The sequence below is a fragment of the Roseateles sp. DAIF2 genome, assembly GCF_015624425.1.
Taxonomy (GTDB): Bacteria; Pseudomonadota; Gammaproteobacteria; order Burkholderiales; family Burkholderiaceae_C; genus Kinneretia.
The window spans coordinates 5,281,151-5,302,894 of sequence record NZ_CP049919.1 but is presented as its reverse complement, the minus strand read 5'-3'; the positions used below and the strand labels follow the sequence as shown (position 1 = coordinate 5,302,894).

Annotated in this window: 21 protein-coding genes; 8 read left to right on the top strand and 13 right to left on the bottom strand. The window is 72.2% G+C overall.

The window, feature by feature from the left end; genetic code table 11:
- Window positions 1-753: a GntR family transcriptional regulator gene (locus G8A07_RS24420; RefSeq protein WP_195794512.1), complete on the top strand. Its 753-nt coding sequence runs from the start codon at window positions 1-3 to the stop codon at window positions 751-753.
- On the opposite strand, the gene G8A07_RS24415 is transcribed toward G8A07_RS24420, so the two are convergent.
- Together G8A07_RS24415 and G8A07_RS24410 are read right to left on the bottom strand one after the other, a co-directional pair.
- Window positions 697-2,151, bottom strand: a complete 1,455-nt coding sequence (locus G8A07_RS24415; RefSeq protein ID WP_195794511.1) for an ATP-binding protein — start codon at window positions 2,149-2,151, stop codon at window positions 697-699. The genes G8A07_RS24420 and G8A07_RS24415 overlap by 57 nt on opposite strands.
- Window positions 2,148-2,819 carry a response regulator transcription factor gene (locus G8A07_RS24410; RefSeq protein ID WP_195794510.1) on the bottom strand — a complete coding sequence of 224 codons (672 nt, stop codon included), beginning with the start codon at window positions 2,817-2,819 and terminating at the stop codon, window positions 2,148-2,150. The genes G8A07_RS24415 and G8A07_RS24410 overlap by 4 nt, the downstream gene beginning before the upstream one ends.
- 202 nt (window positions 2,820-3,021) lie before the next feature.
- Here G8A07_RS24410 and G8A07_RS24405 point away from each other — a divergent pair, with 202 nt between their 5' ends.
- Window positions 3,022-5,691, top strand: coding sequence for a TonB-dependent receptor (locus G8A07_RS24405; RefSeq protein WP_195794509.1), 2,670 nt, complete (start codon window positions 3,022-3,024; stop codon window positions 5,689-5,691).
- Window positions 5,692-5,737: 46 nt separating this feature from the next.
- On the opposite strand, the gene G8A07_RS24400 is transcribed toward G8A07_RS24405, so the two are convergent.
- On the bottom strand, window positions 5,738-6,211 hold the full coding sequence (locus G8A07_RS24400) for a CreA family protein (protein WP_195794508.1): 474 nt from the start codon (window positions 6,209-6,211) through the stop codon (window positions 5,738-5,740).
- An 86-nt stretch (window positions 6,212-6,297) separates the two neighbouring features.
- Here G8A07_RS24400 and G8A07_RS24395 point away from each other — a divergent pair, with 86 nt between their 5' ends.
- Window positions 6,298-6,855, top strand: a complete 558-nt coding sequence (locus G8A07_RS24395) for a dihydrofolate reductase family protein (RefSeq protein ID WP_195794507.1) — start codon at window positions 6,298-6,300, stop codon at window positions 6,853-6,855.
- On the opposite strand, the gene G8A07_RS24390 is transcribed toward G8A07_RS24395, so the two are convergent.
- Genes G8A07_RS24390 through G8A07_RS24380 form a run of 3 tightly spaced genes read right to left on the bottom strand, consistent with a single transcriptional unit; the run spans window position 6,852 to window position 8,569 of the window.
- Window positions 6,852-7,133: a DUF2277 domain-containing protein gene (locus G8A07_RS24390; protein WP_195794506.1), complete on the bottom strand. Its 282-nt coding sequence runs from the start codon at window positions 7,131-7,133 to the stop codon at window positions 6,852-6,854. The genes G8A07_RS24395 and G8A07_RS24390 overlap by 4 nt on opposite strands.
- A 27-nt stretch (window positions 7,134-7,160) precedes the next feature.
- The gene (locus G8A07_RS24385; protein ID WP_195794505.1) at window positions 7,161-7,517 is read right to left on the bottom strand and encodes an antibiotic biosynthesis monooxygenase; all 357 of its coding nucleotides are present in this window, start codon (window positions 7,515-7,517) and stop codon (window positions 7,161-7,163) included.
- Window positions 7,514-8,569 (bottom strand): hypothetical protein, encoded by a 1,056-nt coding sequence (locus G8A07_RS24380; protein ID WP_195794504.1) that lies wholly within the window; start codon window positions 8,567-8,569, stop codon window positions 7,514-7,516. Before G8A07_RS24380 ends, G8A07_RS24385 begins: the two co-directional genes overlap by 4 nt.
- A 76-nt stretch (window positions 8,570-8,645) precedes the next feature.
- Here G8A07_RS24380 and G8A07_RS24375 point away from each other — a divergent pair, with 76 nt between their 5' ends.
- The 5 genes from G8A07_RS24375 to G8A07_RS24355 all read left to right on the top strand — a co-directional run bounded on the left by G8A07_RS24375 (window position 8,646) and on the right by G8A07_RS24355 (window position 14,909).
- Window positions 8,646-9,359 carry a helix-turn-helix transcriptional regulator gene (locus tag G8A07_RS24375; protein ID WP_195794503.1) on the top strand — a complete coding sequence of 238 codons (714 nt, stop codon included), beginning with the start codon at window positions 8,646-8,648 and terminating at the stop codon, window positions 9,357-9,359.
- Entirely contained in the window at window positions 9,356-10,156 is an 801-nt protein-coding gene (locus G8A07_RS24370; protein ID WP_195794502.1) for a DUF72 domain-containing protein, read from the top strand. Before G8A07_RS24375 ends, G8A07_RS24370 begins: the two co-directional genes overlap by 4 nt.
- A 47-nt stretch (window positions 10,157-10,203) precedes the next feature.
- Window positions 10,204-11,409: a GGDEF domain-containing protein gene (locus G8A07_RS24365; RefSeq protein WP_195794501.1), complete on the top strand. Its 1,206-nt coding sequence runs from the start codon at window positions 10,204-10,206 to the stop codon at window positions 11,407-11,409.
- Between the two features lie 37 nt (window positions 11,410-11,446).
- A complete protein-coding gene (locus tag G8A07_RS24360; RefSeq protein ID WP_195794500.1) occupies window positions 11,447-13,081 on the top strand; it encodes a hypothetical protein in 1,635 nt (544 codons plus the stop codon).
- A gap of 133 nt (window positions 13,082-13,214) precedes the next feature.
- A complete protein-coding gene (locus G8A07_RS24355) occupies window positions 13,215-14,909 on the top strand; it encodes a PAS domain-containing hybrid sensor histidine kinase/response regulator (protein ID WP_195794499.1) in 1,695 nt (564 codons plus the stop codon).
- 2 nt (window positions 14,910-14,911) lie between these two features.
- On the opposite strand, the gene G8A07_RS24350 is transcribed toward G8A07_RS24355, so the two are convergent.
- The 7 genes from G8A07_RS24350 to G8A07_RS24320 all read right to left on the bottom strand — a co-directional run bounded on the left by G8A07_RS24350 (window position 14,912) and on the right by G8A07_RS24320 (window position 21,651).
- Window positions 14,912-15,529: a class I SAM-dependent methyltransferase gene (locus G8A07_RS24350; RefSeq protein ID WP_195794498.1), complete on the bottom strand. Its 618-nt coding sequence runs from the start codon at window positions 15,527-15,529 to the stop codon at window positions 14,912-14,914.
- On the bottom strand, window positions 15,526-15,882 hold the full coding sequence (locus tag G8A07_RS24345; protein WP_195794497.1) for a rhodanese-like domain-containing protein: 357 nt from the start codon (window positions 15,880-15,882) through the stop codon (window positions 15,526-15,528). Before G8A07_RS24345 ends, G8A07_RS24350 begins: the two co-directional genes overlap by 4 nt.
- 61 nt (window positions 15,883-15,943) lie before the next feature.
- Window positions 15,944-16,954 carry a metal-dependent hydrolase gene (locus G8A07_RS24340; protein ID WP_195794496.1) on the bottom strand — a complete coding sequence of 337 codons (1,011 nt, stop codon included), beginning with the start codon at window positions 16,952-16,954 and terminating at the stop codon, window positions 15,944-15,946.
- Between the two features lie 43 nt (window positions 16,955-16,997).
- Window positions 16,998-18,542 (bottom strand): methyl-accepting chemotaxis protein, encoded by a 1,545-nt coding sequence (locus tag G8A07_RS28200; protein ID WP_195794495.1) that lies wholly within the window; start codon window positions 18,540-18,542, stop codon window positions 16,998-17,000.
- A gap of 67 nt (window positions 18,543-18,609) precedes the next feature.
- On the bottom strand, window positions 18,610-19,566 hold the full coding sequence (locus G8A07_RS24330; RefSeq protein WP_195794494.1) for a tripartite tricarboxylate transporter substrate binding protein: 957 nt from the start codon (window positions 19,564-19,566) through the stop codon (window positions 18,610-18,612).
- On the bottom strand, window positions 19,563-20,987 hold the full coding sequence (locus tag G8A07_RS24325) for a sensor histidine kinase (protein WP_195794493.1): 1,425 nt from the start codon (window positions 20,985-20,987) through the stop codon (window positions 19,563-19,565). The genes G8A07_RS24330 and G8A07_RS24325 overlap by 4 nt, the downstream gene beginning before the upstream one ends.
- Window positions 20,947-21,651 carry a response regulator gene (locus G8A07_RS24320; protein WP_195797951.1) on the bottom strand — a complete coding sequence of 235 codons (705 nt, stop codon included), beginning with the start codon at window positions 21,649-21,651 and terminating at the stop codon, window positions 20,947-20,949. The genes G8A07_RS24325 and G8A07_RS24320 overlap by 41 nt, the downstream gene beginning before the upstream one ends.
- Window positions 21,652-21,744 lie beyond the last annotated feature (93 nt).

Genomic DNA, 21,744 nt, shown 5'->3' with positions numbered 1-21,744 from the left:
ATGTCGTCGCAACCGCTTCTTGAAATCGATTCCTCCGCCGGCCAGCCGCTCTATCTGCGTCTGATGCAGCAACTGTTGGACGAGGTCCGCCAGGGCCGCTGGCAGACCGGCCTGCCGTCCGAGCGCAAGCTCTCGCACCGCTTGTCGGTGTCGCGGCATACGGCGCGGCGCGCGCTCGACCTGCTGTGCCAGCGCGGCATGCTGGAGCGCCGGCGCGGCTCGGGCACCTATCTGGCCCGGCCGCTGGTGGAGGCCGCGGCCGAGGCCAAGCGGGCCGCAGCGCCGGCGGCGGCGCGGGTGACGAGCCAGGCGCCCGCCAGCCCTGCCGCGCGGCAGTGGCTGGCGCGCCAGGCCGATGTGGCCACGCCGGAGGAGCTGTTCGCGCTGGGCTTGTCGCCACGCACGCAAGTGGCGCGACTGCAGTGGCGCGAGGCCGCGACCCCGGGAGCCCCCGGGCCCTGGGCCGCGCTGGAGACGCGCTGTCTGGCCCTGCAACTGCTACCGCGGCCGCAGCAGTTCGAGCAGCCTTTCGAGGACTGGCTGGCCGAGCAAGACCTGACCCCGGTGCGCGAGCTGCAGCGCCTGCGCGCCTGCAACGCGACGCCGGAGCTGGCGCAGCTGCTGGGGCAGCCGCCCGGGGTGGCGCTGCTGCATGTCACGCGCCAGAGCTATGGCCGGCAGGGCCAGGCCCTGGTGCTAAGCCAGAGCTACCGGCTGGCGAGCCAGGCCGGCCTGGTGCTGGAGCTGTGCTGAGCCTGGATCCGGCGCGAACACCAGCGTGACGCCGAGGCCCCGGCCGTCCAGGCCGGTGCCCAGGGCGATCGTGGCGTGGTGGCGCGCCGCCACCTGCTCGACGATCGCTAGGCCGAGGCCGCTGCCCGGCTGCTCCTGGCCGGGCAGGCGGTAGAAGCGCTCGAACACCTTGGCATGCAGCTGCGGCGGGATGCCGGGGCCGTCGTCGCAGACGCTGAGCCGCCAGCCCGCGGCCTCGCTGCCCTCCAGCCGCACCAGCACCTGGGTGGCGGCGTACTTGATCGCGTTGTCGATCAGGTTGTCGAGCAGGGAGGCCATGCCTTCGCGGTCCAGCTTCAGGCCGGCCTGCTCGGGCCCCTGCAACTCCAGCTCGACGCCGCGGCGGTGCGCCAGCGGCGCCAGCAGGGCCAGGCGGTCGCGCAGCAGCGCGGCGAAGTCCCGACGGCTCTGGGCCTCGCTGGCGGCCGCGGCATCGGCGCCCGAGCGCATCAGCGACAGCAGCTGGTGCACCGTGTGGGTGATGCGCTGCACGCCCTCATGCAGGCCCTCGCGGGCGAGCGCCGCGGCCGGCTGCGGCGCGGCGCACTGCAGGCGGTAGGCATTGGCTTCGATGACCGCCAGCGGTGTCTTCAGCTCATGGGCCGCGTCCACCAGGAATTCACGCTCCCAGTTCAGGCGCTGCGAGAGCCGCGCCATCAGCCGGTTCACCGCGTCGACGACCGGGGCCAGCTCCGCATAGGGCGTGTCGGGCAGCGGCGTCAGGTCCCGGGCGTCGCGGTGCTCGATCTGGTGGCCGATCTGGCGCAGCGGCCGCAGCCCCCGGCGCAGGATCAGCCAGGCCGGCAGCAGCAGCAGGGGCAGGCTCATCAGCAGGGGCCGCGCGTAGTAGGCCATGCCGGTATTGCTGAAATGCCAGTAGCCCGGCACCTCCTGCCAGCGCCGTATCAGGAGCCGGCCATCGGCGCTGCCCACCTGGACCTGGTTCCAGTCGCGGTCCTCGGGCAGGGCCGGCGGCGGTGTCAGTTCGGCCGGCCGCGCGCTGCGCAGCGCCGGCGTGTCGGCATGGACCTGGCGGCCGTCCAGCCAGATCTGCATCAGGGCCCAGGGGGCGTTGTAGCCCTTGGCCTGCCAGAAGTCGTGGCGCAGGCGCTCATGGGCGGCCAGGGCCTCGGCCAGCCGCTGTGGCGGCAGGTCCTTGAGCGGCTCGATCAGCAGCAGGACGCCGCGCGCGAGGTGCTCGTTGTCGGCCTTGGCATAGCGCTGCTGGCTGACCTTGACGTCGTAGACCTCGCGCGCGATCAGCAGGCTCCAGGCCAGCAGCAGCACCGCCGCGAAGCCCTTCAGCATGCGGCCCAGCAGGCTGGGGCGGCGGCCCTGCGGCGATGCCAGCGGGTTCATGTGGCGTTACCGCTGTCGACGACGAAGCCGATGCCTCGCACCGTGCGCACATAGCCGTCGCCGAGCTTCCTGCGCAGATTGGAGATATGCACATCCAGGGCCGCGCCCTCGCTGTGCGGCAGCACGCGCGACTCGAGCTCGCGCCGGGTCAGCACGCGGTCGGGATGGCGCATCAGGATCTGCAGCAGCAGGAACTCGGTGCGCGACAGGTTCACGGCCTCGCCGGCGCGGGTCAGCATCATGCGGCCCTCGTCCATCACCAGGTCCTTGCAGGCCCAGCGGTGGCCGGCATCGCTGTCGCTCCAGCGGCCGGCGCGGCGCGTCACCGCGCGCAGGCGCGCCAGCAGCTCCGGGATCACGAAGGGCTTGACGAGGTAGTCGTCGGCGCCCATGTCCAGGCCGTTGAGCCGGTCCTCGACGCCGTCGCGCGCGGTGATCACGAGGATGGGCACCTGCTTGCCATGGGCGCGCAGCCGGCGCAGCAGATCCAGGCCGTCGCCGTCGGGCAGGCCCAGGTCCAGCACCAGCGCGTCGAAGGGCTCGTCCTGCACCCAGGCGCGGGCATCGGCGCTCAGCCGAACCCATACCACTTCGTGACCGGACTCCTGCAGCGCGGCCTGCAGGGCCCGCCCCAGCGCCAGATCGTCCTCGACCAAACATACCCTCATGCGGCCAATGTAGCCGACGGCTCTTAATGAGCTCTTAAGACGGAGCACAAGAAGCCTGAAAACTGGCTGGCGATATTGCTACCACTTCAAAACCAGTTGTCGTCCGGTCCGCAGGCGGGCGGCGACCGGCTTTGCAGTGACCGCCGCAAGGCCTCGTCGTCCGAGGCCTTGGTCCCGCCATCCAACACACGCATAAGAGCTCATGAGACACGCTTTCGAACATCACAACAAGACCGCCCTGGCCCTGGCCGCCGGCCTGGCCCTGAGCGCCGGCATCGCGCAGGCGCAACCGGCGCCGCAGGCCCCCGCGGCCAAGCCGACCGCGCTGGACGCCGTGGTCGTGACCGGCATCCGCGCCGCGCTGGAGCAGGCGCTGAACCAGAAGCGCCAGGCCGATGGCCTGGTCGAGGTGCTGACGGCCGAGGATGTGGGCAAGATGCCCGACAAGAACGTCGCCGATTCGATCCAGCGCCTGCCCGGCATCAACATCAGCTCGGCCGCCGGCGGCGAGGGCGGCTTCGACGAGAACGACCGCGTCAGCATCCGCGGCACCACGCCCACCTTGACCCAGACCCTGATCAACGGCCATGCGATCGGCACCGGCGACTGGTTCATCCTGAACCAGTTCGGCTCGGTGGGGCGCAGCGCCAGCTTCTCGCTGCTGCCCTCCGAGCTGGTCGGCAAGGTCACCGTGCACAAGAGCTCGCGCGCCGACCTGAGCGAGGGCGGCACGGCCGGCACCGTCAATGTCGAGACCCGCAAGCCGCTGGACTTCAAGCAGGCGCTGACCGTGCTCGCCTCGGCCCAGGCCGTGCATTCGGACAAGGCCGGCAAGACCGATCCGCAGCTGGCCGCCCTGGTCAACATCAAGAACGCCTCTGGCGACCTGGGCGCGCTGTTCCAGGTGTTCTCGCAGACCCGCAGCGTGCGCCGCGACGGCCAGGAGATCCTGGGCTACAACACCATCGACGGCAGCCAGCCGGGCCATGCGGCGGTGATCGCTGCCCGGCCGGACCTGGCCGGCGCGATCTTCCCGACCATGATCGGCTCCAGCCTGTTCCAGCAGGAGCGCAAGCGCCAGGGCGGCGCCTTCGAGCTGCAGGGCCGCTTCGGCGGCGCGCTGACCCTGGGGCTGAGCGGCTTCTACTCCAGGCTCGACGCCTCCAACTACAACGTCAACTCCCTGGCCCGGCCGGATCGCCTGATCAACGATCAGGGCGTGGCGCCCAGCGAGGTCAGCCTGCGCAACGGCACCCTGGTCGGCGCCACCTGGGCCAAGACCGACAAGGCGGTGGCCGAGGTCGACAGCATCTACCGCCCCGGCTCCAAGGCAGAGAGCTCCTATCTGAACCTGGACGGCAAATGGCAGTTCAGCGACGCGCTGGTCCTGAGCGGCCAGCTGGGCCATACCCGCGGCGTCGGCGAAACCGCCGAGGAGCATGCCTATGCCGCCGACCTGGCCAACGCGGGCCTGAGCTTCGCGCTCAAGGGGCTCAAGCCGGCCGCCGTGGCCTTCCCCGGCGCCAACCCGGCCGACTTCGGCCAGACCGGCTTCAACTGGCTGTGGGGTCGCAAGACCAAGTCGCTGGACAGCGAGAGCTACGGCCAGATCGATGCCGACCTGGCGCTGGACCGCGGAGTGCTGGAGTCGGTCAAATTCGGCGCCCGCTTCGCCTCGCATGAGCGCGATGTCCGCGTGCCGATCCAGGCGCGTCCCGCGCTGGACGGGGTCAAGGGCGCACCGGCCTGGTCGGGCGGCAAATACCCCGGCGATTTCGGCGGCGGCCTGGGCGGCAGCCTGCTGAAGGACCTGTGGCTGCTTGACCCGGCGGCCATCCGCAGCTGGTCGCTGGCCAACCGCTATGCCGACCCGGTGGCGCGGCATGAATGGCCGGCCGAGTTCGAGCTGAAGGAGGACACCCGGGCCGGCTATGTGATGGCCAATCTGTCGGGCAGCGGCTGGCGCGGCAATGTGGGCCTGCGCGTGGTCAAGACCACGCAGGAGACCCTGATCAATGTGGCCGGCGGCGCGAACCCGATCGTCGGCTCGGCCTGGGGCAAATACAGCCAGGTGCGCAACGAGCGCAGCTATACCGACTACCTGCCCAGCGCCAGCCTGCGCTACGAGCTGGACCGCAACCTGGTGCTGCGCGCCTCGGCCTCGCGCACGATGACCCGCCCCGACTTCAGCGCGCTGGGCGGCTCGGTGGGCCTGAACGACGACACGCTGACGGCCTCGGGTGGCAACCCCAATCTCAACCCGGTGCGCTCCAACAACTTCGATCTGTCGGCCGAGTGGTACTTCGCGCCGCGCTCGCTGCTGTCGGCGGGGGTGTTCTACATGGACATGGGTTCCTATGTCAGCTACGGCAGCTACAAGGCCGATTTCTTCAACGACAAGCAGGGCGCGGTGCGCAGCTACACGGTGACCGCGCCGGTCAATGTGTCGGCCAAGAACAAGGGGCTGGAGCTGGGCGTGCAGGCGCCGCTGTTCGGCAACTTCGGCGGCAATGCCAACTACACCTTCGCCGACGGTGAGGACAGCGCCGGCCAGGCCCTGGTCGGCGCCTCCAAGCACACCTACAACCTCGGCGCCTACTACGAGGACGCGACCTGGAACGCGCGGCTGGCCTACACCTACCGCAGCTCCTTCCTGGCCGGCATCGATCGCAGCTTCGCCCAGCACATGGACGCCACCGGCACCCTGTCGGCCTCGCTGAGCTACAAGTACAGCGATCGGCTGAGCTTCACCTTCGACGCGCTCAACCTGAACAACCCGACCCTGAAGTACTACGCCAACAGCAAGGACCAGATGCGCGCGCTCTACAACAGCGGGCGCCAGTTCTACTTCGGCGTGCGGGCGCAGTTCTGACCCGAGGCCGAGCGGGCGCGGCGGCGAGGCCGCCGCGCTCCTTTCCTCAGCGCAGCGGAATCGGCGTCGCGCGGTCCACCGGCACCGCGGTGACGCTGTTCTGCGGCGAGCCCTCGATCACGCGGTCGGAGTAGGTCAGGTAGACCAGGGTGTTGCGCTTGGCGTCGACCATGCGGACGATGCGCAGGCGCTTGAACACCAGCGAGATGCGCTCGCTGAACACCTCTTCCTGCTTGGGCAGCGGCTTGTCGATCACGATCGGCGCCACCTGGCGGCAGGCGATCGAGGCCTCGCTCTTGTCCTCGGCCAGGCCCAGGGCGCCCTTGATGCCGCCGGTCTTGGCGCGCGAGACATAGCAGGTCACGCCGGCCACCTTCGGGTCGTCATAGGCATCGACGACGATCTTGTGATCCGGGCCGATGAACTTGAACACCGTGTCCACCTCGCCCACCGAATCGGCGCGCACGCAGGCGGCCAGGGTGAGCAGGGCCAGCAGGCCCGGGACGCTGAATTTCCTCATGTCGTGAACTCCTTGCGGCATCGCATCGCCCCGCACTCTACCGGCATCCGCCGACGGCTTGTCCGGCCGGTAATAGACTTGCCGCCATGGGACTCCTGAGCTTCAGCATCAATCTCACCCTGGACGGCTGCGTCGACCACCAGGAGGGCATCGCCGACGACGAGACGCATGCCTTCTTCACCCGCCTGATGGACGAGTGCGGGGCGATGCTGTGGGGCCGCATCACCTACGAGATGATGGAGCGCTACTGGCCGGCGGTCGCCCGCGGCGACATGGCCGCGCCGCCGGCGATGCGCGAGTGGGCGACCAAGCTGGAGGCCAAGCCGAAGTACGTGGTGTCGTCGACGCGCACGGCCTTTCCCTGGACCCACAGCCACCACATCGCCGGCGAGCTGCGCGCGGGCGTGCAGCGGCTCAAGGACGCGACCCCGAACGGCGTGCTGCTCGGCAGCGGCAAGCTGGCGGCCGCGCTGGACCGGCTGGCGCTGATCGACGAATACCGCTTCCTCGTCCACCCCAGGATCGCCGGCCACGGCCCGACCCTGTACGAGAGCGGTCTGCCCGACACGCGAGAGCTCGAGCTGATCTCGGCGACGCCGCTGCGCAACGGCGCGGTCGCGATGCATTACCGGCGCGCGCGCTAGTCCGCGCCCGAGCTACCGAAGCGCAGCGCGTTGCGCGCCCGCGCCTTGGCCGCCTCGACCTCGCGGCTGCGCGGCTCGGCGCTGGTCGTCAGCGCGCCGATCAGGCCGCGCGCCGAGGCCGCGACCTCCTCGACCGCGCGCTCGAACGCGTCCTCGTTGGCCTTGGACGGCACGTTGAAGCCGCTGAGCTTGCGCACGAACTGCAGCGCCGCGTCGCGGATCTCCAGCTCGGTGGCGGGCGGCGCGAAGTTGAACAGGGTCTTGATGTTGCGGCACATGGCGGTCCTCGCTTCGGCCCGACGGTATCACCCCGCGGTATCGCGGTGGCGCGCGCGGCTGTCGGCCGGTGCCTCGTCGCGCGCCCTCAGGCCATAGTCGCGCTGCACCGCGGCGACGCGCAGGCGGTAGTCGGCGAACACGCCGGCGCGGCCCTCGCCCTGCGCCGCGCGATGCGCCTCCAGATTGCGCCAGGCCAGCACGGCGGCCTCGTCGCGCCAGAAGGATAGCGACAGCAGCTTGTCCGGATCGGCCAGGCTCTGGAAGCGCTCGATGCTGAGGAAGCCGTCGATCCGCTCCAGCAGCGGCTTCAGCTCGGCGGCCAGGTCCAGGTAGCGCTGGCGGCCCTCGGCCGCGGGAATCACTTCGAAGATGACGGCGATCATGGCTGGGTCTCCGGATGCGGGGGGAACTGGGGGATGCGGGCGTTCGGCAGCAACAGGTCATGCTCGGGCGGCAGGGCCTGCGGCCAGGGGGCGGGGGGATCGTCCTGCAACTGGGCGACGGCCGCGGCGGCGATGTCCAGGGCCAGGTCTTGCCCGGGGCAGCGATGCGCCCCGGCGCCGAAGCCGGCCCCGGCACCGGTCAGGTTCAGCAGCAGGCCATCGCCGGGCGCGAGGCGCGCGCCGCCGATTGCCAGCCCGGCCTGCTGCTGCTGCTGCACGAAGCGCCGCGTGTTGCGCACCGCGCCGCCGGCATCCGGCAGCGCGGCGATCCAGTCGCGTGGCGATGTACCGGCGGCACGCAACGCCGGGGTCTCGCCCAGGCGCTTCAGCGCATGGGCCAGCAGGGCCGCGCCGGCCTCGAAGCTCTGCCACAGCAGGGCCAACCGATTCGCCTCGAAGGTCTCGGCATCGCCCCACAGCGCCGGCGGCGCATGGGCGGCCAGCGCGGCCTGCAGCGGCGCGGCCGGATCGGCCCGGCGCAGCGCGGCCAGCAACTGCTCGACCGCCGCATCGGCAGCCTGGACCACCTCGGCCGAGGCGCCCGGGGTCAGGCCTTGCGCGAGGGCTCGCAGCCGCTCGCGCAGCGCCGCCTGCGCGGCGGGCGTGTCGAGCGCCAGGCCCAGCAGGTCCGCGATGCTGGCGGCGCTCAGGCAGCCGGCCCAATGGTTCCAGTCGCCGCGGGCCAGCGCGGCCTGGCGCCGGGTCGCGGCGCGCACCGCCTCGGCCGGCACGGCGGCCAGCGCCCGCTGTAGCGCCGCCTTCTGTGCCGCATGGCCGGCATCGTCGCGCTGGCGCAGCCAGCGGCCGAACAGCGCGCCGAGCGCGGAGGTCGGTGTGGCCAGATGCGGCGGCAGCGGCTGGCCCGGCGGGCGCACCGCCAGCGCGCCGTCGCCGCGCGCCAGCAGGGCCAGGCTCAGGGCCGGGTCGTCGGCCTGCCACAGGCCGCTGCGTTCGTCGCGGCGCAGAGGGCTCGAATGGGAATAGGGGCACATGCGAAACGGTCTCGGTGGTGGCGATGGCGCGACTGTGCCTTTCGACACCAGCGCACGCTTCGTCTAGCATCGAAGCATGGATGTCGCCACCGACAGCGCCGATCAGGCGCTGGCCCATATCGCCGCCAGCATGGCCGAGCCGGTGCGGGCGCGCATGCTGTGCGTCTTGATGGACGGCCATGCGCGCACCGCCACCGAGCTGGCCGCCGTCGGCGAGGTCGCGGCCTCGACCGCCAGCGCGCATCTGGCGCGGCTGCTGAAGCAGGGGCTGGTCGAATGCCTGGCCCAGGGCAAGCATCGCTACTACCGCCTGGCCGGTGCCGAGGTGGGTCAGGCGCTGGAGTCGCTCTTGGTGCTGGCCGGCCAGCCGCGGCCGCGCTTCGAGCCCAGCACGCCCGAGCCGCTGCGCGAGGCGCGGCGCTGCTACGACCATCTGGCCGGCCATTGGGGCGTGCGCCTGCACGACCATGCGTTGCTGCGGCGCTGGATCGTCGTGCCGCCCGCGGCCGCGCCGCGCGACTATGCGCTGACCGAGGCCGGCGTGAGCGCGCTGGCCGGGCTGGGCGTCGACGTGGACGCGGCCCGCGCCGCGCGGCGCCGGCGTCTGGCCTGCGCCTGCATGGACTGGAGCGAACGCCGCCCGCACCTGGGCGGCGCGATCGGCGCGGCCTGGCTGCAGGCCCTGCTCGAGCAGGGCTGGCTGCGCGCCGAACTGGACAGCCGCGCGCTGCGCCCGACCCGGCGCGGCCTGGGCGCCTTGGAGCAACTGCTGGGAGCGAATGCACGATGAGCGAGGGCAGCATCTATGTGGGCATTGGCGGCTGGAACTTCGAGCCCTGGCGCCAGACCTTCTATCCGCCGGGCCTGCCGGCCGCGCGCGAGCTGGAATACGCCAGCCGCCAGCTGACGGCGATCGAGGTCAACGGCACCTACTACAGCACCTTCAAGCCGCCGACCTTCGCCAAATGGCGCGACAGCACGCCGGCGGGCTTCATGTTCTCGCTGAAGGCGAACCGCTTCGCGACGAACCGGCGCGTGCTGGCCGAGGCGGGCGAATCGGTGCAGCGCTTCATCGACAGCGGCATCGCCGAGCTGGGCGACAAGCTGGGGCCGATCGTCTGGCAATTCGCGCCGACCAAGCGCTTCGATCCGGTCGATTTCGAGGCCTTCCTGAAGCTGCTGCCCGGCGCGGTGGCCGGCGTGCCGCTGCGCCATGCGCTGGATGTGCGGCACGAGAGCTTCCGGAGCGCCGAGTTCCTCGCGCTGGCGCGGCGCCATGGCGCGGCCACCGTGTTTACCGAGTCGGACGACTATCCGGCCATCGCCGATGCGACCGGCCCCTTCATCTACAGCCGCATCATGCGGACCCACAGCGAGCTGCCGCAGGGCTGCACGGTCGAGGTGCTGGACGCGCTGGCGGCCAGCGCGCGCCGCTGGCGCGAGGGCGGCACGCCGGTCGGGCTGCCGCTGGTCGAACCGGAGCTGCGGGAGGGCAGTGCGCCGCGCGACGTGTTCATGTATTTCATCAGCGGCGCCAAGGAGCGCGCGCCGGCCGCGGCGATGGCGCTGATCGAACGCCTGCGCTGAGTACACTCGCTCCCAGGTCGCCGCGCCTGCGGCGCCGGGAGCGCGGTGTGCAGATCCATGTCCCGACCCTGCTGCTGGCCCTGCTGATGGGCTTTCTGCTGCTGACCCTGCAGTTGGCGGCGGCGCAGCGGCGGGACCTGCACCAGCCCGCGCTGCGCACCTGGGCCCAGGGCTGCTGGGCGATGCTGTTCGGCTTCGCGATGCTGGGCGCGCGCCTGTTCCTGCCCTATGGGGTCTCGGTGCTGCTGGGCAACGGCCTGATCATGCTGGGCCTGTTGCTGTTCCACCGCGCGCTCTCCCAGCACCTGCTGCAGCGGCACCCGCCGGCGCGGATGTGGGGCGCGCTGGCGCTGGCCTGCGGCTGGCTGGCGTGGACCCTGCTGCGCGACTGGTCGCCCGCGGCGCGCAGCTGCGGTGTGTCGCTGCTGCTGGCCGGCTTCACCCTGCCCAGCGTGCTGCTGCTGCTGCGCCATGGCTGGCAGGCCGAGACCTCGCTGCGCATCGTCGGCCTGACCCTGGGCCTGACCAGCCTGGCTATGCTGGCGCGCGCGCTGGACGCCTGGTGGCGGCCGGCCGCCTACGACTCGCTGCTGCAGGGCGGCCTGAGCCAGGGCCTGACCTTCATGATCGGCTTCATCGCGCTGCTGGGCTCGGGCTTCGGCTTCGTGCTGGCCTGCTTCGAGCGGCTGGCGCGGCGCATGGAGGAGATGGCGGCGCTGGACGGCATGACCGGCTGCCTGAACCGCAGCACCACCGACACCTTGCTGGAGCACACCCTGGAGCGCGGCCGACGCGAGGGCGAGCCGGTGGCCTTCGCGCTGCTGGACCTGGACCATTTCAAGCAGATCAACGATGCCCATGGCCATCGCGCCGGCGACGCGGCGCTGCGCGCCTTCGCGGCCGAGGTGCGCTCGCGCCTGCGCGCCTCCGATGTGCTGGGGCGGGTCGGCGGCGAGGAGTTCGGCATCATCCTGCCGGGCACCGACGGCCCCGGCGCCGCGCGCCTGATCGAGGAGGTGCGCCGCGCGGTGGCCGCGCTGGAGCTGCCGGGCTGCGCGGCCGATGGCGGCGGGATTCGGCTGACCATGTCGGCCGGGGTCGCGGTGGCAGAGCCGCAGGCCGGCCTGAGCGCCGACCGCCTCTATGCGCTGGCCGATGCAGCCCTCTACCGCGCCAAGGACCATGGGCGCAACTGCGTGCTGCTCGGCGACACCGAGCCGGCGGGGCTGCCGCTGCTGCCCGACGTTCCCTGATCCATCGAAGCACAAGAACGACAAGGAGACCGAGCCGATGAGCGAAGAAGGCCCCATCGAGCCGCGGCTGCGGCGCCTGCACCAGATCCTGCTGTGGCCGCTGCGCCTGATGCCGATCGGCGATGCGCCCGGCGCGCCGGCGCGGCCCTGGGAGCTGCTGCTGGCCGCGCCCGAGCAGCCCTGGCGCGAGGTGGTGGACGAGTACACCGGCGAGACCGCGCGCTTTCACGAGCGCCATTACCAGGAGTTCGTCACCTTCCTGCCCTATGTGCAGCGCTTCCTCTATGGCGAGGGGCGCGGCGGCGAGGCCGGCATGAAGGTGCTGCGGCGCGACGATGTGGCGGGCCTGCGCCTGCGCACCCGGCCCGATGCGCCGCGGCTGACCCTGGAGGTGATCCATGTCGACCTCTATTTCTTCTTCGATGTCGACGTGGTGCTGCTGAATGTCGAGCTGGCTTGCGGCGACCTGGGGCTGGGGGCCGCGCAGGAGCTGCTGTACCGGCTGGGCCGCGCCTACCCCTCGGGCTGGGACGCGCAGGGCTTGCCGCTGCACACCCTGGCCGAGGCAGAGTGGTTGGCGCCGGACGGCCGCGTGCTGGCGCGCTCCGACGCGCGCGAACGCGAGCGCTTTCTGGCCCATGTCGGCGGGCGCCGCGCGCCGCGCCTGGCGGCGCATTGGGACTTCCTGCTGCGCCCGCTGGCCAGCGAGCATGCCGAAACGCCGGGCCTGCTGAGCTTTCGCCAGACCGAGTACTACCGCATGCCGATGATGGCCTGGCTGGCGCTGGACGATCCGCAGCGCCTGAGCCGCGCCGATTTCGTGCGCCTGGGCCTGGTCACCGGCATGCAGGACGGGGGCGCGCCGGGCGCGGGCCTGCCCTTTGCCGACAGCCATCTGCAGGACTTCGAGCGCGACTACTGCTACGACCGCTTCTGGCATGCCGGCGGCGCCGCGCCGCATACCCGCTACCTGTGCAGCGGCCATGCGCTGGTGGTGGTGGGGCGGGCGGACGCGGAGTTCTTCTGCTGCCGCGACCGCGGCGTGCTGGCGCAGTTCCGGCACCAGCATTTCCTGGTGTTCCTGATCGCGCATTTCCAGAAGGCGGCCCTGCTGATGTTCTCGGACCGGCTGGTGGAGGCGCTGCGCCGGCTCAACATCAGCGATGCCGACAATGTGCGGCGCTTCAAGCGCGCGATCCGCGCCGCCTTCGAGGGCTTCCTGCGTTTCTCGCACCGCTACTGGTTCCACGCGGTCGCCGAGCAGGCGCAGAGCCGCGCGCTCTACCGCATGAGCGCGCGGCACCTGGAGCTGCAGGCGCTGTACGCCGAGGTCAAGACCCGCATCAGCGACATGAGCGACTACCTCGAGACCGACAGCATCCGGCGTCAGGCCAACACGGTGGTGCGGCTGACCGTCGTCACCATCTTCGGCCTGATCGGCACCATCACGACCGGCTTTCTCGGCATGAACCTGCTGGCCGAGGCCGACGCGCCGCTGGGCAAGCGGGTGCTGGTGTTCGGCCTGACCCTGGTCGCGACGGTGGCGCTGACGGTCTACACGATGGCCAAGTCCAAGCGCCTGTCGGATTTCCTGGACGTGCTGTCCGACGAGCGCGTCGGCACGGGCTACAAGTGGCGCGCCTTCCTGGCGGTGTGGCGCAGCGACCCCTGAATGAGGGGGTGGGCCGCAAGACCTGGCCCCGGCGCAACACCCGGGCTTGCACGGCCGCCCGGTCCGGGCGCATATTGCGGATCAAGCACGCAGGCGGTCGCGAGGCCGCGCCGCGGGCCAGGGGAGAGCGACAGTGCAAAGAGGCTCGAGCCAGGGCGTCGGCCGACGCCGGCTGGGTGCGCGCGTGGCGGCCCGCCATGCGGCCGAACTTGCCCGCCAGCGCGACCGCCACAGCCGCGAGCTGGATGGCGCGACGCGCCAGCGCGAGCAGGCCGAGCTGTTCGCGGGCCTGATCGCCAACCATATCCCCGGCCGCGTCGTCTACTGGGACCGCGAGTTGCGCTGCCTGTTCGCCAACCAGGGCTATTTCGACTGGTTCGGGCTGGGCCCCGAGCAGGTGCTGGGCCGGCGCATCTTCGAGATCTTCGACCACCGCTACTGGCAGGCCAACGAGCCCTATGTGCGCGGCGTGCTGAGCGGGCGCGCGCAGAGCTTCGAGCGCGAGGCGGTCAGCAGCCAGGGCGAGCAGGCCTGGCATTGGGTGCAGTACGTGCCCGACATCCGCCATGGCCAGGTGATGGGCTTCGTCGTGCTGGCGCTGGACATCACCGCGCGCAAGCGCGCCGAGCTGGCCGCGCTGGCCGGCCATGCCGAGCTGGAGCGCGCGCGCGACCGCGCCGAGTCGGCCAGCCGCGCCAAGAGCGCCTTCCTGGCCCATATGAGCCACGAGATCCGCACGCCGATGAACGCGATCGTCGGCCTGACCCACCTGCTGCAACGCGGCACGCAGGACGCGCTGAGCCTGCAGCGCCTGCACGATGTCGACCAGGCGGCGCAGCATCTGCTGCAGATCCTCAACGACGTGCTCGACATGTCCAAGATCGAGGCCGGCAAGCTGGTGCTGGAGCGCGACGAGTTCGAGCCGCGCCAGCTGGTGCAGCGCGCCGCGGCGCAGCTGGCCGAGGCGGCGCGGGCCAAGGGCCTGGCCCTGGAGATCGCAGCAGAGGGCCTGCCGCGCCTGCTGCGCGGCGACGCGATGCGCCTGACGCAGATGCTGCTGAACCTGCTCAGCAACGCGATCAAGTACACCGAGCGCGGCCGGGTCGCGCTGCGCGCCGAGGTGCTGAGCGAGGAGCGCGACCGGGTCGAACTGCGGGTGGCCGTCGAGGACAGCGGCATCGGCGTGCCGCCCGAGCAACTGGGTCGCCTGTTCGAGGCCTTCGAGCAGGCCGATGCCTCGACCTCGCGGCGCTTCGGCGGCACCGGCCTGGGCCTGTCGATCACCCGGCATCTGGCGCGCAAGATGGGCGGCGATGTCGGCGCCAGCAGCGTGCCGGGGCGGGGCAGCCGCTTCTGGTTCACGGTCTGGCTGGAGCGCGGCGCCGAGCAGCGCGAGCGCCTGCCGCCGCTGATGCCGCTGCACCCGGCCGAGCTGCGCCTGCGCGCCCACCATGCTGGCCAGCGCCTGCTGCTGGCGGAGGACGATGCGGTCAACCAGATGGTGGCCTGGTCGCTGCTGCAGGCCGCGGGCCTGGAGGTCGACCTGGTGGACGACGGCGCGGCCGCGGTGCGCGCCGCGGCCGCCGGCGACTATGCGGCGATCCTGCTGGACCTGCAGATGCCGGTGCTGGACGGCATTGAGGCCTGCCGGCAGATCCGCCGCCTGCCGCGCCATGCGCGCACGCCGATCCTCGCCGTCACCGGCGATGCCTTCGCCGAGGACCGCGCCGGCAGCCTGGCGGCCGGCATGAACGACCATATCGCCAAGCCGGTGGCGCCCGAGATCCTCTACGAGACCCTGCTGCGCTGGCTGCCGCAGCAAGGCTGAGCTCAGCGCCAGCGCCCGCTGGCGACGAAGAAGCCGCCGGGCAGCGGGTGGCGCAGCTGCAGCGCCGCGCCCTCGCAGCAGGCCTGCAGCGCGGCCCAGGGCCGGTCCAGCCCGCGCAGCGAGGCCACCGAATGCAGCGCCGCGCCGAGCACGAAGAGATTGACCGGCCAGGCCCAGGGCGGCGCCCAGTGCAGGCCGGTGGCGGCGACCCGCGCGCCGGGCTTCAGGCCGCGGCCGACGCGGGCCAGCGCGGCGCGGTCCTGCAGGATGTCGTGGGTGAACAGGAACAGCGCGGCATCGGAGCGGCCGGCCCAGGCCGCCTCGGCCACCGGCGCCTGCACCAGCTCCACATTGCGCCAGCCGGCCCGTGCGACGCGCGCGCGGGCGCGTGCCAGCATCTGCGGGCATTGCTCGACCGCGACGATGCGCCCGCCCGGGCCGACGCGGCGCTGCAGCAGCGGCAGGCTCAGCCCGGTGCCACAGCCCAGGTCCAGCACGCTGTCGCCCGGCTGCAGCGCCAGGGCCTCGATGCAGGCGCGGCGCAGCGGTTCGAAGGGCAGCAGCTCCAGGTCATAGACCGGAGCGCGCCAGCGGTACAGCTCGGCGGTCGGCGCGGTCACAGGCCGCGCTGCAGTTCCACGCCGAGGCGGCGCGCGAGCGCCACCGCGGCGCCGCCGTTGTGCGCGTCGCTATAGCCCATGTGCTGCAGCAGGCCCAGCGCCTGCTCGGCGCGCGCGCCGGTCGAGCAATAGAGCACCAGCGGCGCATGCCGATCCGGCGCGCGCTGCATCACCTCGCGCTCCAGCTGCGGCAGCGGCAGGCTGTGGGCGCCGGGCAGATGGCCGGACATGAACTCGGCATAGGAGCGCACATCGAGCAGCAGCGCCATGGCGGGCAGCTCCGGCGGGGCCGCCGCCGGCTCGGTCATCGCGAGGGGCGTCTCGGCGGGCAGCAACTGTGACATCCAGGCCATGATGAACTCCTTGGCGGCTTGTGCGTGCTGGTTTCCTTTTACACCCAAACCCGTGGCAAGGCTATGTCGGGGGCGCCTGCGGGCCGCGCAGGCGCCGCCACAGCCAATCGAGCGCCGGGCCCAGCGGCGGGCGCGTACCGGCCGCCTGCGGCGGGGCCAGCGGCTGCGGCGCGGTGGCCGGGTCGGGCTGCCGCGCCACCACGAAGGCGAAGCTGTAATGCGGCTCGAAGCCCATGCGCAGGTCGGTGATCAGCACCGCGCCGTCGGTGCGCCGCTCCAGCTTGTAGAAACCACCGGTAAAACGCGCCAGCGCGGCCGCCGGCGCATGCTCGCGCAGCGCTGGCTCGAGCGCCGCGCCGCGCTCATGGCGCTGGAAGCGGATCGGGCCGGGCGGGTCCAGCAGCGAGTGGAAGCCCTCCTGGTAGCTGCGGCCGTCCGGCGCCAGCGCGACGATGCGCCACAGCAGGGTGTTGAAGGGCGTCGGCGTGGCCAGCAGGCGCTGCGCCGGCTCGCCCAGGCTGGCGCGGGCGCGCTCCAGCACCCATTGCTGGGCCAGCGCGCTCCAGGCCAGGTAGGCGCAGGACAGCAGCAGGCCGGCGGCGTTCCAGCGCAGCGCCCGCGGCCCGCCGCGCAGCGCGACGCCGGTGCCGATCAGCAGCGGCAGGGTGTAGAGCGGGTCGATGATGAAGATGCTGCCCAGGCCCAGCGGCTCGCTGCTGAAGGGGCGCAGCAGCTGGGTGCCGTAGACCGTCATCCAGTCCAGCAGCGGATGCGTGATCAGCGCCAGCCAGACCGCCAGCATCCAGCGCCCGCGCAGGCCCCATTCGCGCTGCAGCGCGGCGATCGCCAGGCCCAGCGGCGGCGCCAGCAGGCTGAGCCAGAACAGCGCATGGCTGTTGCCCCGGTGCAGCACCATATTGCTGAGCGGGTCGCCATGGTCGATGAAGGCGTCCAGGTCCGGCAGAGTGCCGCAGACCGCGCCCCACAGCGCCGCCTTCCACAAGGCGGTGCGCCGCCCCAGCACGGCCACGCCGACCGCCGCGCCGAGCGCGATCTGTGAGAGGGAATCCATGGCGCGCGATTGTGGCCGAGCCCGGCCGCGCGCGCCGCCGCCCTCAGATCTTGAACACGCTGACCAGCCGCGCCAGCTCCGCCGCCTGGTGCTGCAGGCTCTCGGCCGCCGCGGTGCTCTGCTCGACCAGGGCCGCGTTCTGCTGGGTCACCTGGTCGAGCTGGTTGACCGCGTCGCCGATCTGGGCGATGCCCTTGGACTGCTCCTGGCTGGCGCCGGCGATCTCGCCGATCAGCTGGCTGACCTGGCGCACCTGGTTGACGATGCCGTCCATCGCGGCGCCGGCATCGTCGGCCAGCCGGCTGCCGGACTCGACCCGGCTGACGCTGTCGCCGATCAGGCCCTTGATCTCGCGCGCCGCGCCGGCCGCGCGCTGGGCCAGGCTGCGCACCTCGCCGGCCACCACCGCGAAGCCGCGACCCTGCTCGCCGGCGCGCGCGGCCTCGACCGCGGCGTTCAAGGCCAGGATATTGGTCTGGAAGGCGATGCCGTCGATCGTGCCGATGATGTCGGCGATCTTCTTCGAGGCGGCGGCGATGCCCTGCATCGTGTCCACCACCTGGCCGACCACCGTGCCGCCCTGCACCGCGGCATCGGCCGCCTGCGCCGCCACCGCATTGGCGCGGCTGGCGGTGTCGGCGTTGTGCCGGACGGTGCTGGAGAGCTGCTCCATCGAGGCCGCGGTCTGCTGCAGATTGCTGGCCTGCTCCTCGGTGCGCTGGCTCAGGTCCATGCTGCCGGTGGCGATCTCGCGCGAGCCGGTGGCGATGCTCTCGCTGCTGTCGCGCACCTGGCCGACGATGCGCGCCAGCGAGCCGTTCATCTGGTTCAGCGCGCTGGAGAGCTGGGCCGCCTCGTCGCGCCCCAGCACCGAGGCCTGGGAGCGCAGGTCGCCGGCCGCCACCGTCTGCGCGAAGCTGACCGCCTCGCGCATCGGCGCGGTGATCGAGCGGGTGCTGGCCAGCGCGGCCGCCAGCGCCACCAGCACCGCGGCGCCGCTGAACAGCGCGCTCCAGAGCCAGACCTGGTTGCGCGTGGCCTCGGCCTCGGCATAGGCCTGGGCTGCGACTTCCATCTGCAGCTTGATCAGCCGGTCGATCGCCTCCTTGGCCGCGACGCCCCGGGGCTGGATCTGCTCGCGGTAGATCTGCTGGGCGCGCTCGGGCTCGCCGGCCTTCAGCGCGTCGCGCGCCGCCAGCAGGCCCTGGCGCACATAGGCGCCGCGCACCTCGGTGAAGGCCTCGGCCAGGCGCCGCTCCTCCGGCGTCAGGAAGGTGGCCATATAGGCCTTCCAGGTGCTGCTGACCTCGGCGATATTGGCCTGCAGCTGGCTGTCCAGCGCCGGCAGCTCGGCCGGGTCGCGCAGCATCTCCATCACCAGGATGCGGTTGCGCAGCATCAGGCCGTCGATCGCGCCGATCTGCTTGATCGGGATCGTGCGGTCCTCGTAGATGGTTTTCAACGCGGCGAAGACGCGGCCGCTGCCCTGCATGCCGAACAGCGTGACGCCGATCAGCAGCAGCAGGACGAGGCCGAAGGCCAGGGTCAGACGCAGCCCGATTCCCAGGGTGCGCAGGCTTTTTTGCATGACGAGTCTCCCGGAAGTGCACATGATGCGGATCGCACTCGCAGGATATGTGCCACGCGCCAGAAGCTCAACGGGTACCGAGCTGGAATTCGGTGGCCAGGCGGCGGTACTCGGTCATGCTGCGTTCGATATGGCGCTCCAGCTCCGGGCCGCTGAGCCACAGCGGGTACAGGCCCAGCTCGGCCTGGCGCGCCGCGAAGCCGGGGCGCTGGCGCGCCCGCTCCAGCGCGGCCAGCCAGTGGCGGTAGCCGGCCTCGCTGACCCTGGCGCCGAGGTAGAGGCCGCGCAGGGTCGCCCATTGGATGTCGAAGCCCTGCTCGCGCGCGGTCGGCACCTGGGCCAGCAGCCCGGGCAGGCGCCGCTCCGACAGCACCGCGATCACCCGCACGCCCTGGCTGCGGCGCAGGTGCTGGGACAGCTCGGCCGCGTCGCCGGCGAAGATCTGCACATGGCCGCCCTCCAGCGCGGCCAGTGCGTCGCCGCCGCCCTCGAAGGCGACGAAGCGGATGATCTTGTGGCTGACCCCGGCGGCGCGCGCCACCAGGGCCGCCTTGACCCAGTCCTGGCTTCCGATCGTGCCGCCGGCGCCGAACACCAGGGCATTGGGCCGGGTGCGCAGCGCCTGCACCACGTCGGCCAGGTTGCGCAGCGGCGAATCGCGCGCCACCGCGATCACGCCGTAGTCGGTGCCGATCGCGGCCAGCCAGCGCACATCGCGCTCGCTGTGCCGGCCGAAGCGGCCCTGGGCCAGGTTCAGCAGCGAGCCGGCCGAGAAGGCCACCAGGGCCTGCTCCTCGGCCGCGCGCGGGCCGGCGAAGGCATTGAAGGCGACCGCGCCGATGCCGCCCGGCAGATAGCTCAGGCGCAGCGCCGGCCCCTCGTCCAGCATGGCCTGGGCCAGCCGGCAGGTCAGCTCGAAGCCGCCGCCCGGCTTGGCCGGCACTACGCATTCCGGCGCAGTACCGGTGGTGGCGCCGGCGGCGGTGCCGGCGATCAGCAGCAATGAAGTGAGCCAGCGTCTCATGGAGTCGGGCCTTCCTCGGCCGGGCGCTGGCGCGGCCACCACAGCGAGGCCAGCAGGCCCGGCCCGTCCTCGCGCGGCTGCAGGCGCAGCCGGCCGCGATGGCGCTCGGCGATCGTGTGGGCGATCGACAGGCCCAGGCCCGCGCCGTTGCTGCCGCGGCCCTTGACGAAGCGCGCGCCGGGCGCGGCCGCCTGCACCTCGGGCGGCAGACCGGGGCCGCTGTCGCGCACCGCCAGGCGGTAGCCCAGCGCGTCGCTGGCGGCCTCCAGGGTGACCTCGCCGCCGGTGGGGGTGTGCAGGATCGCGTTGTGGGCCAGGTTGGACAGGGCCTCGCGCAGCAGCGCCGGGTCGCCCTCGGCGCCGCAGGGGCTGTTGTGCACCTGCACGCCGAAGTCCAGCTGCTTCGCGCGCGCCAGCGGCAGCAGCTTCAGCGCCACCTCGCGGCACAGCGCCTCCAGGTCCAGCGCCTCGCGCTGCAGCGCGGCGGTGTCGCTGCGCGCCAGGGTCAGCAGCTGGTTGGTGGCGCGCACGGCATCGTCCAGCTGCGCGGACAGCGCCTCCAGCGTGGTGCGCAGCTGCTGCGGGTCGGCCTCGCGCAGGCCGTAGTCGATCTGGGCGCGCAGGGTGGCTAGCGGCGTGCGCAGCTGGTGCGAGGCATCGTCGAGGAAGGCGCGCTCGCGCGCCAGCACCAGGCGGGTGCGTTCCATCTGCTGGTTGACCGCCCCGACCAGCGGCCGGATGTCGGCCGGCAGCTCGGCGCTGCGCAGCGGGCGCAGGTCGTCCGGGCTGCGCTGCGCGACCTGGCGCGCCAGCCGGCCCAGCGGGCGCAGCGCCAGCGCGGTCAGCGCCGCCAGCGCCAGGCCGACCAGCGCGATCAGCGAGCCGTCGCGCAGCACCGCGCGGCGCACGAAGCTGTCGACGAACTGGTGCCGGCCGACCGCGTTCTCGGCCACCTGGATCACCAGCTCGCGCGAGCCGCTGCTGCCCAGCGGCCGGTCCAGCGCGCGCACATAGGTGCCGACGCGCATGGTCTCGCCGAAATACTCGGCGTCGTAGAACACCGGCACGCCCAGGGTCGGCGCCTGCGGCGGCGCGGGCAGATCGGGGCTGCCGATCTCGACCAGGCCATCGGCGCTGGCGACGCGGAAATAGACATTGCCGGCCGCGGTCAGCTGGAAGATCTCGAACAGGCGGTAGGGCAGTTCGATCGCCAGGCCGCCGGACTCGGTCGAGACGTTCAGGTCGATCGAGCGGATCGCGCCCAGCAGCGAGCGGTCGTAGGCCGCGTTGGCGGCCTCCAGCGCATCGGCGCGCGCCAGCCACAGCTCGACCGCCAGGATCGCGGCGATGCCGGGCAGCAGCAGGGCCAGGACCCGGGTCCTAAGCGTCAGGCGGCTGCTGCTGCTGCTTTTGCCGCGCATCTTCTTCCAGCGCATAGCCCAGGCCCCGGTAGGTGGCGATGTGCACGCCGCGCTGCTCCAGCCGCTTGCGCAGCCGGTGCACCAGCACGTCGATCGCGGAGGGCAGCACATCGTCGTCGTCGGAGAACACGCGGTCGATGATCTGCTGCTTGGACAGCGGCTCGCCGCTGCGCTGCAGCAGCGCGCGCAGCAGGGCCTGCTCGCGCGGCGACAGCGCCAGCGGCTCGCGCTCCAGCAGGAACTGGCGCGTCACCGTGTCGTAGCTCAGCGGCCCGCAGGCCAGGCGCGGATGCTCGCTGCCGCGCGCGCGCCGCACCAGCGCGGTCAGGCGTGCCTCCAGTTCGGCCAGCGCGAAGGGCTTGGCCAGGAAATCGTCGGCGCCCTCGTTGAGCGAATCGACCCGCTCGGCCAGCGAGTCGCGCGCGGTCAGGATCAGCACCGGCAGGCGCAGGTCGCGCGCGCGCAGGCTCTGCAGCAGCTGGCGACCGCTGCGCCCCGGCAGGCCCAGGTCCAGCACCAGCGCGTCGTAGTCATGGGCGGCGGCCAGCGCGCGTTCGGCCAGGCCGCCATGGTCGACCCAGTCGACCCGGAAACCCGATTGCTGCAGCGCCTTGCTGAGCCAGGTGGCGAGCTGGTGTTCGTCTTCGACCAGGAGGATGCGCATCGTCATCGGGAGTTCCGCCGGCGGGAGTCGGCATTGTCCATGCCGGCGGCCGCGCCAGGCTTTCAATTGCCTTTCAACCCAGCATTGAAAGCG

Coding starts and splice junctions, on each gene's coding strand:
- G8A07_RS24420 (WP_195794512.1), top strand. CDS start 1: ATGTCGTCGCAACCGCTTCTTGAAATCGATTCCTCCGCCGGCCAGCCG.
- G8A07_RS24405 (WP_195794509.1), top strand. CDS start 3,022: ATGAGACACGCTTTCGAACATCACAACAAGACCGCCCTGGCCCTGGCC.
- G8A07_RS24400 (WP_195794508.1), bottom strand. CDS start 6,211: ATGAGGAAATTCAGCGTCCCGGGCCTGCTGGCCCTGCTCACCCTGGCC.
- G8A07_RS24410 (WP_195794510.1), bottom strand. CDS start 2,819: ATGAGGGTATGTTTGGTCGAGGACGATCTGGCGCTGGGGCGGGCCCTG.
- G8A07_RS24415 (WP_195794511.1), bottom strand. CDS start 2,151: ATGAACCCGCTGGCATCGCCGCAGGGCCGCCGCCCCAGCCTGCTGGGC.
- G8A07_RS24325 (WP_195794493.1), bottom strand. CDS start 20,987: ATGCGCGGCAAAAGCAGCAGCAGCAGCCGCCTGACGCTTAGGACCCGG.
- G8A07_RS24385 (WP_195794505.1), bottom strand. CDS start 7,517: ATGATCGCCGTCATCTTCGAAGTGATTCCCGCGGCCGAGGGCCGCCAG.
- G8A07_RS24390 (WP_195794506.1), bottom strand. CDS start 7,133: ATGTGCCGCAACATCAAGACCCTGTTCAACTTCGCGCCGCCCGCCACC.
- G8A07_RS24340 (WP_195794496.1), bottom strand. CDS start 16,954: ATGGATTCCCTCTCACAGATCGCGCTCGGCGCGGCGGTCGGCGTGGCC.
- G8A07_RS24345 (WP_195794497.1), bottom strand. CDS start 15,882: ATGGCCTGGATGTCACAGTTGCTGCCCGCCGAGACGCCCCTCGCGATG.
- G8A07_RS24380 (WP_195794504.1), bottom strand. CDS start 8,569: ATGTGCCCCTATTCCCATTCGAGCCCTCTGCGCCGCGACGAACGCAGC.
- G8A07_RS24330 (WP_195794494.1), bottom strand. CDS start 19,566: ATGAGACGCTGGCTCACTTCATTGCTGCTGATCGCCGGCACCGCCGCC.
- G8A07_RS24360 (WP_195794500.1), top strand. CDS start 11,447: ATGAGCGAAGAAGGCCCCATCGAGCCGCGGCTGCGGCGCCTGCACCAG.
- G8A07_RS24395 (WP_195794507.1), top strand. CDS start 6,298: ATGGGACTCCTGAGCTTCAGCATCAATCTCACCCTGGACGGCTGCGTC.
- G8A07_RS24320 (WP_195797951.1), bottom strand. CDS start 21,651: ATGCGCATCCTCCTGGTCGAAGACGAACACCAGCTCGCCACCTGGCTC.
- G8A07_RS24375 (WP_195794503.1), top strand. CDS start 8,646: ATGGATGTCGCCACCGACAGCGCCGATCAGGCGCTGGCCCATATCGCC.
- G8A07_RS24370 (WP_195794502.1), top strand. CDS start 9,356: ATGAGCGAGGGCAGCATCTATGTGGGCATTGGCGGCTGGAACTTCGAG.
- G8A07_RS28200 (WP_195794495.1), bottom strand. CDS start 18,542: ATGCAAAAAAGCCTGCGCACCCTGGGAATCGGGCTGCGTCTGACCCTG.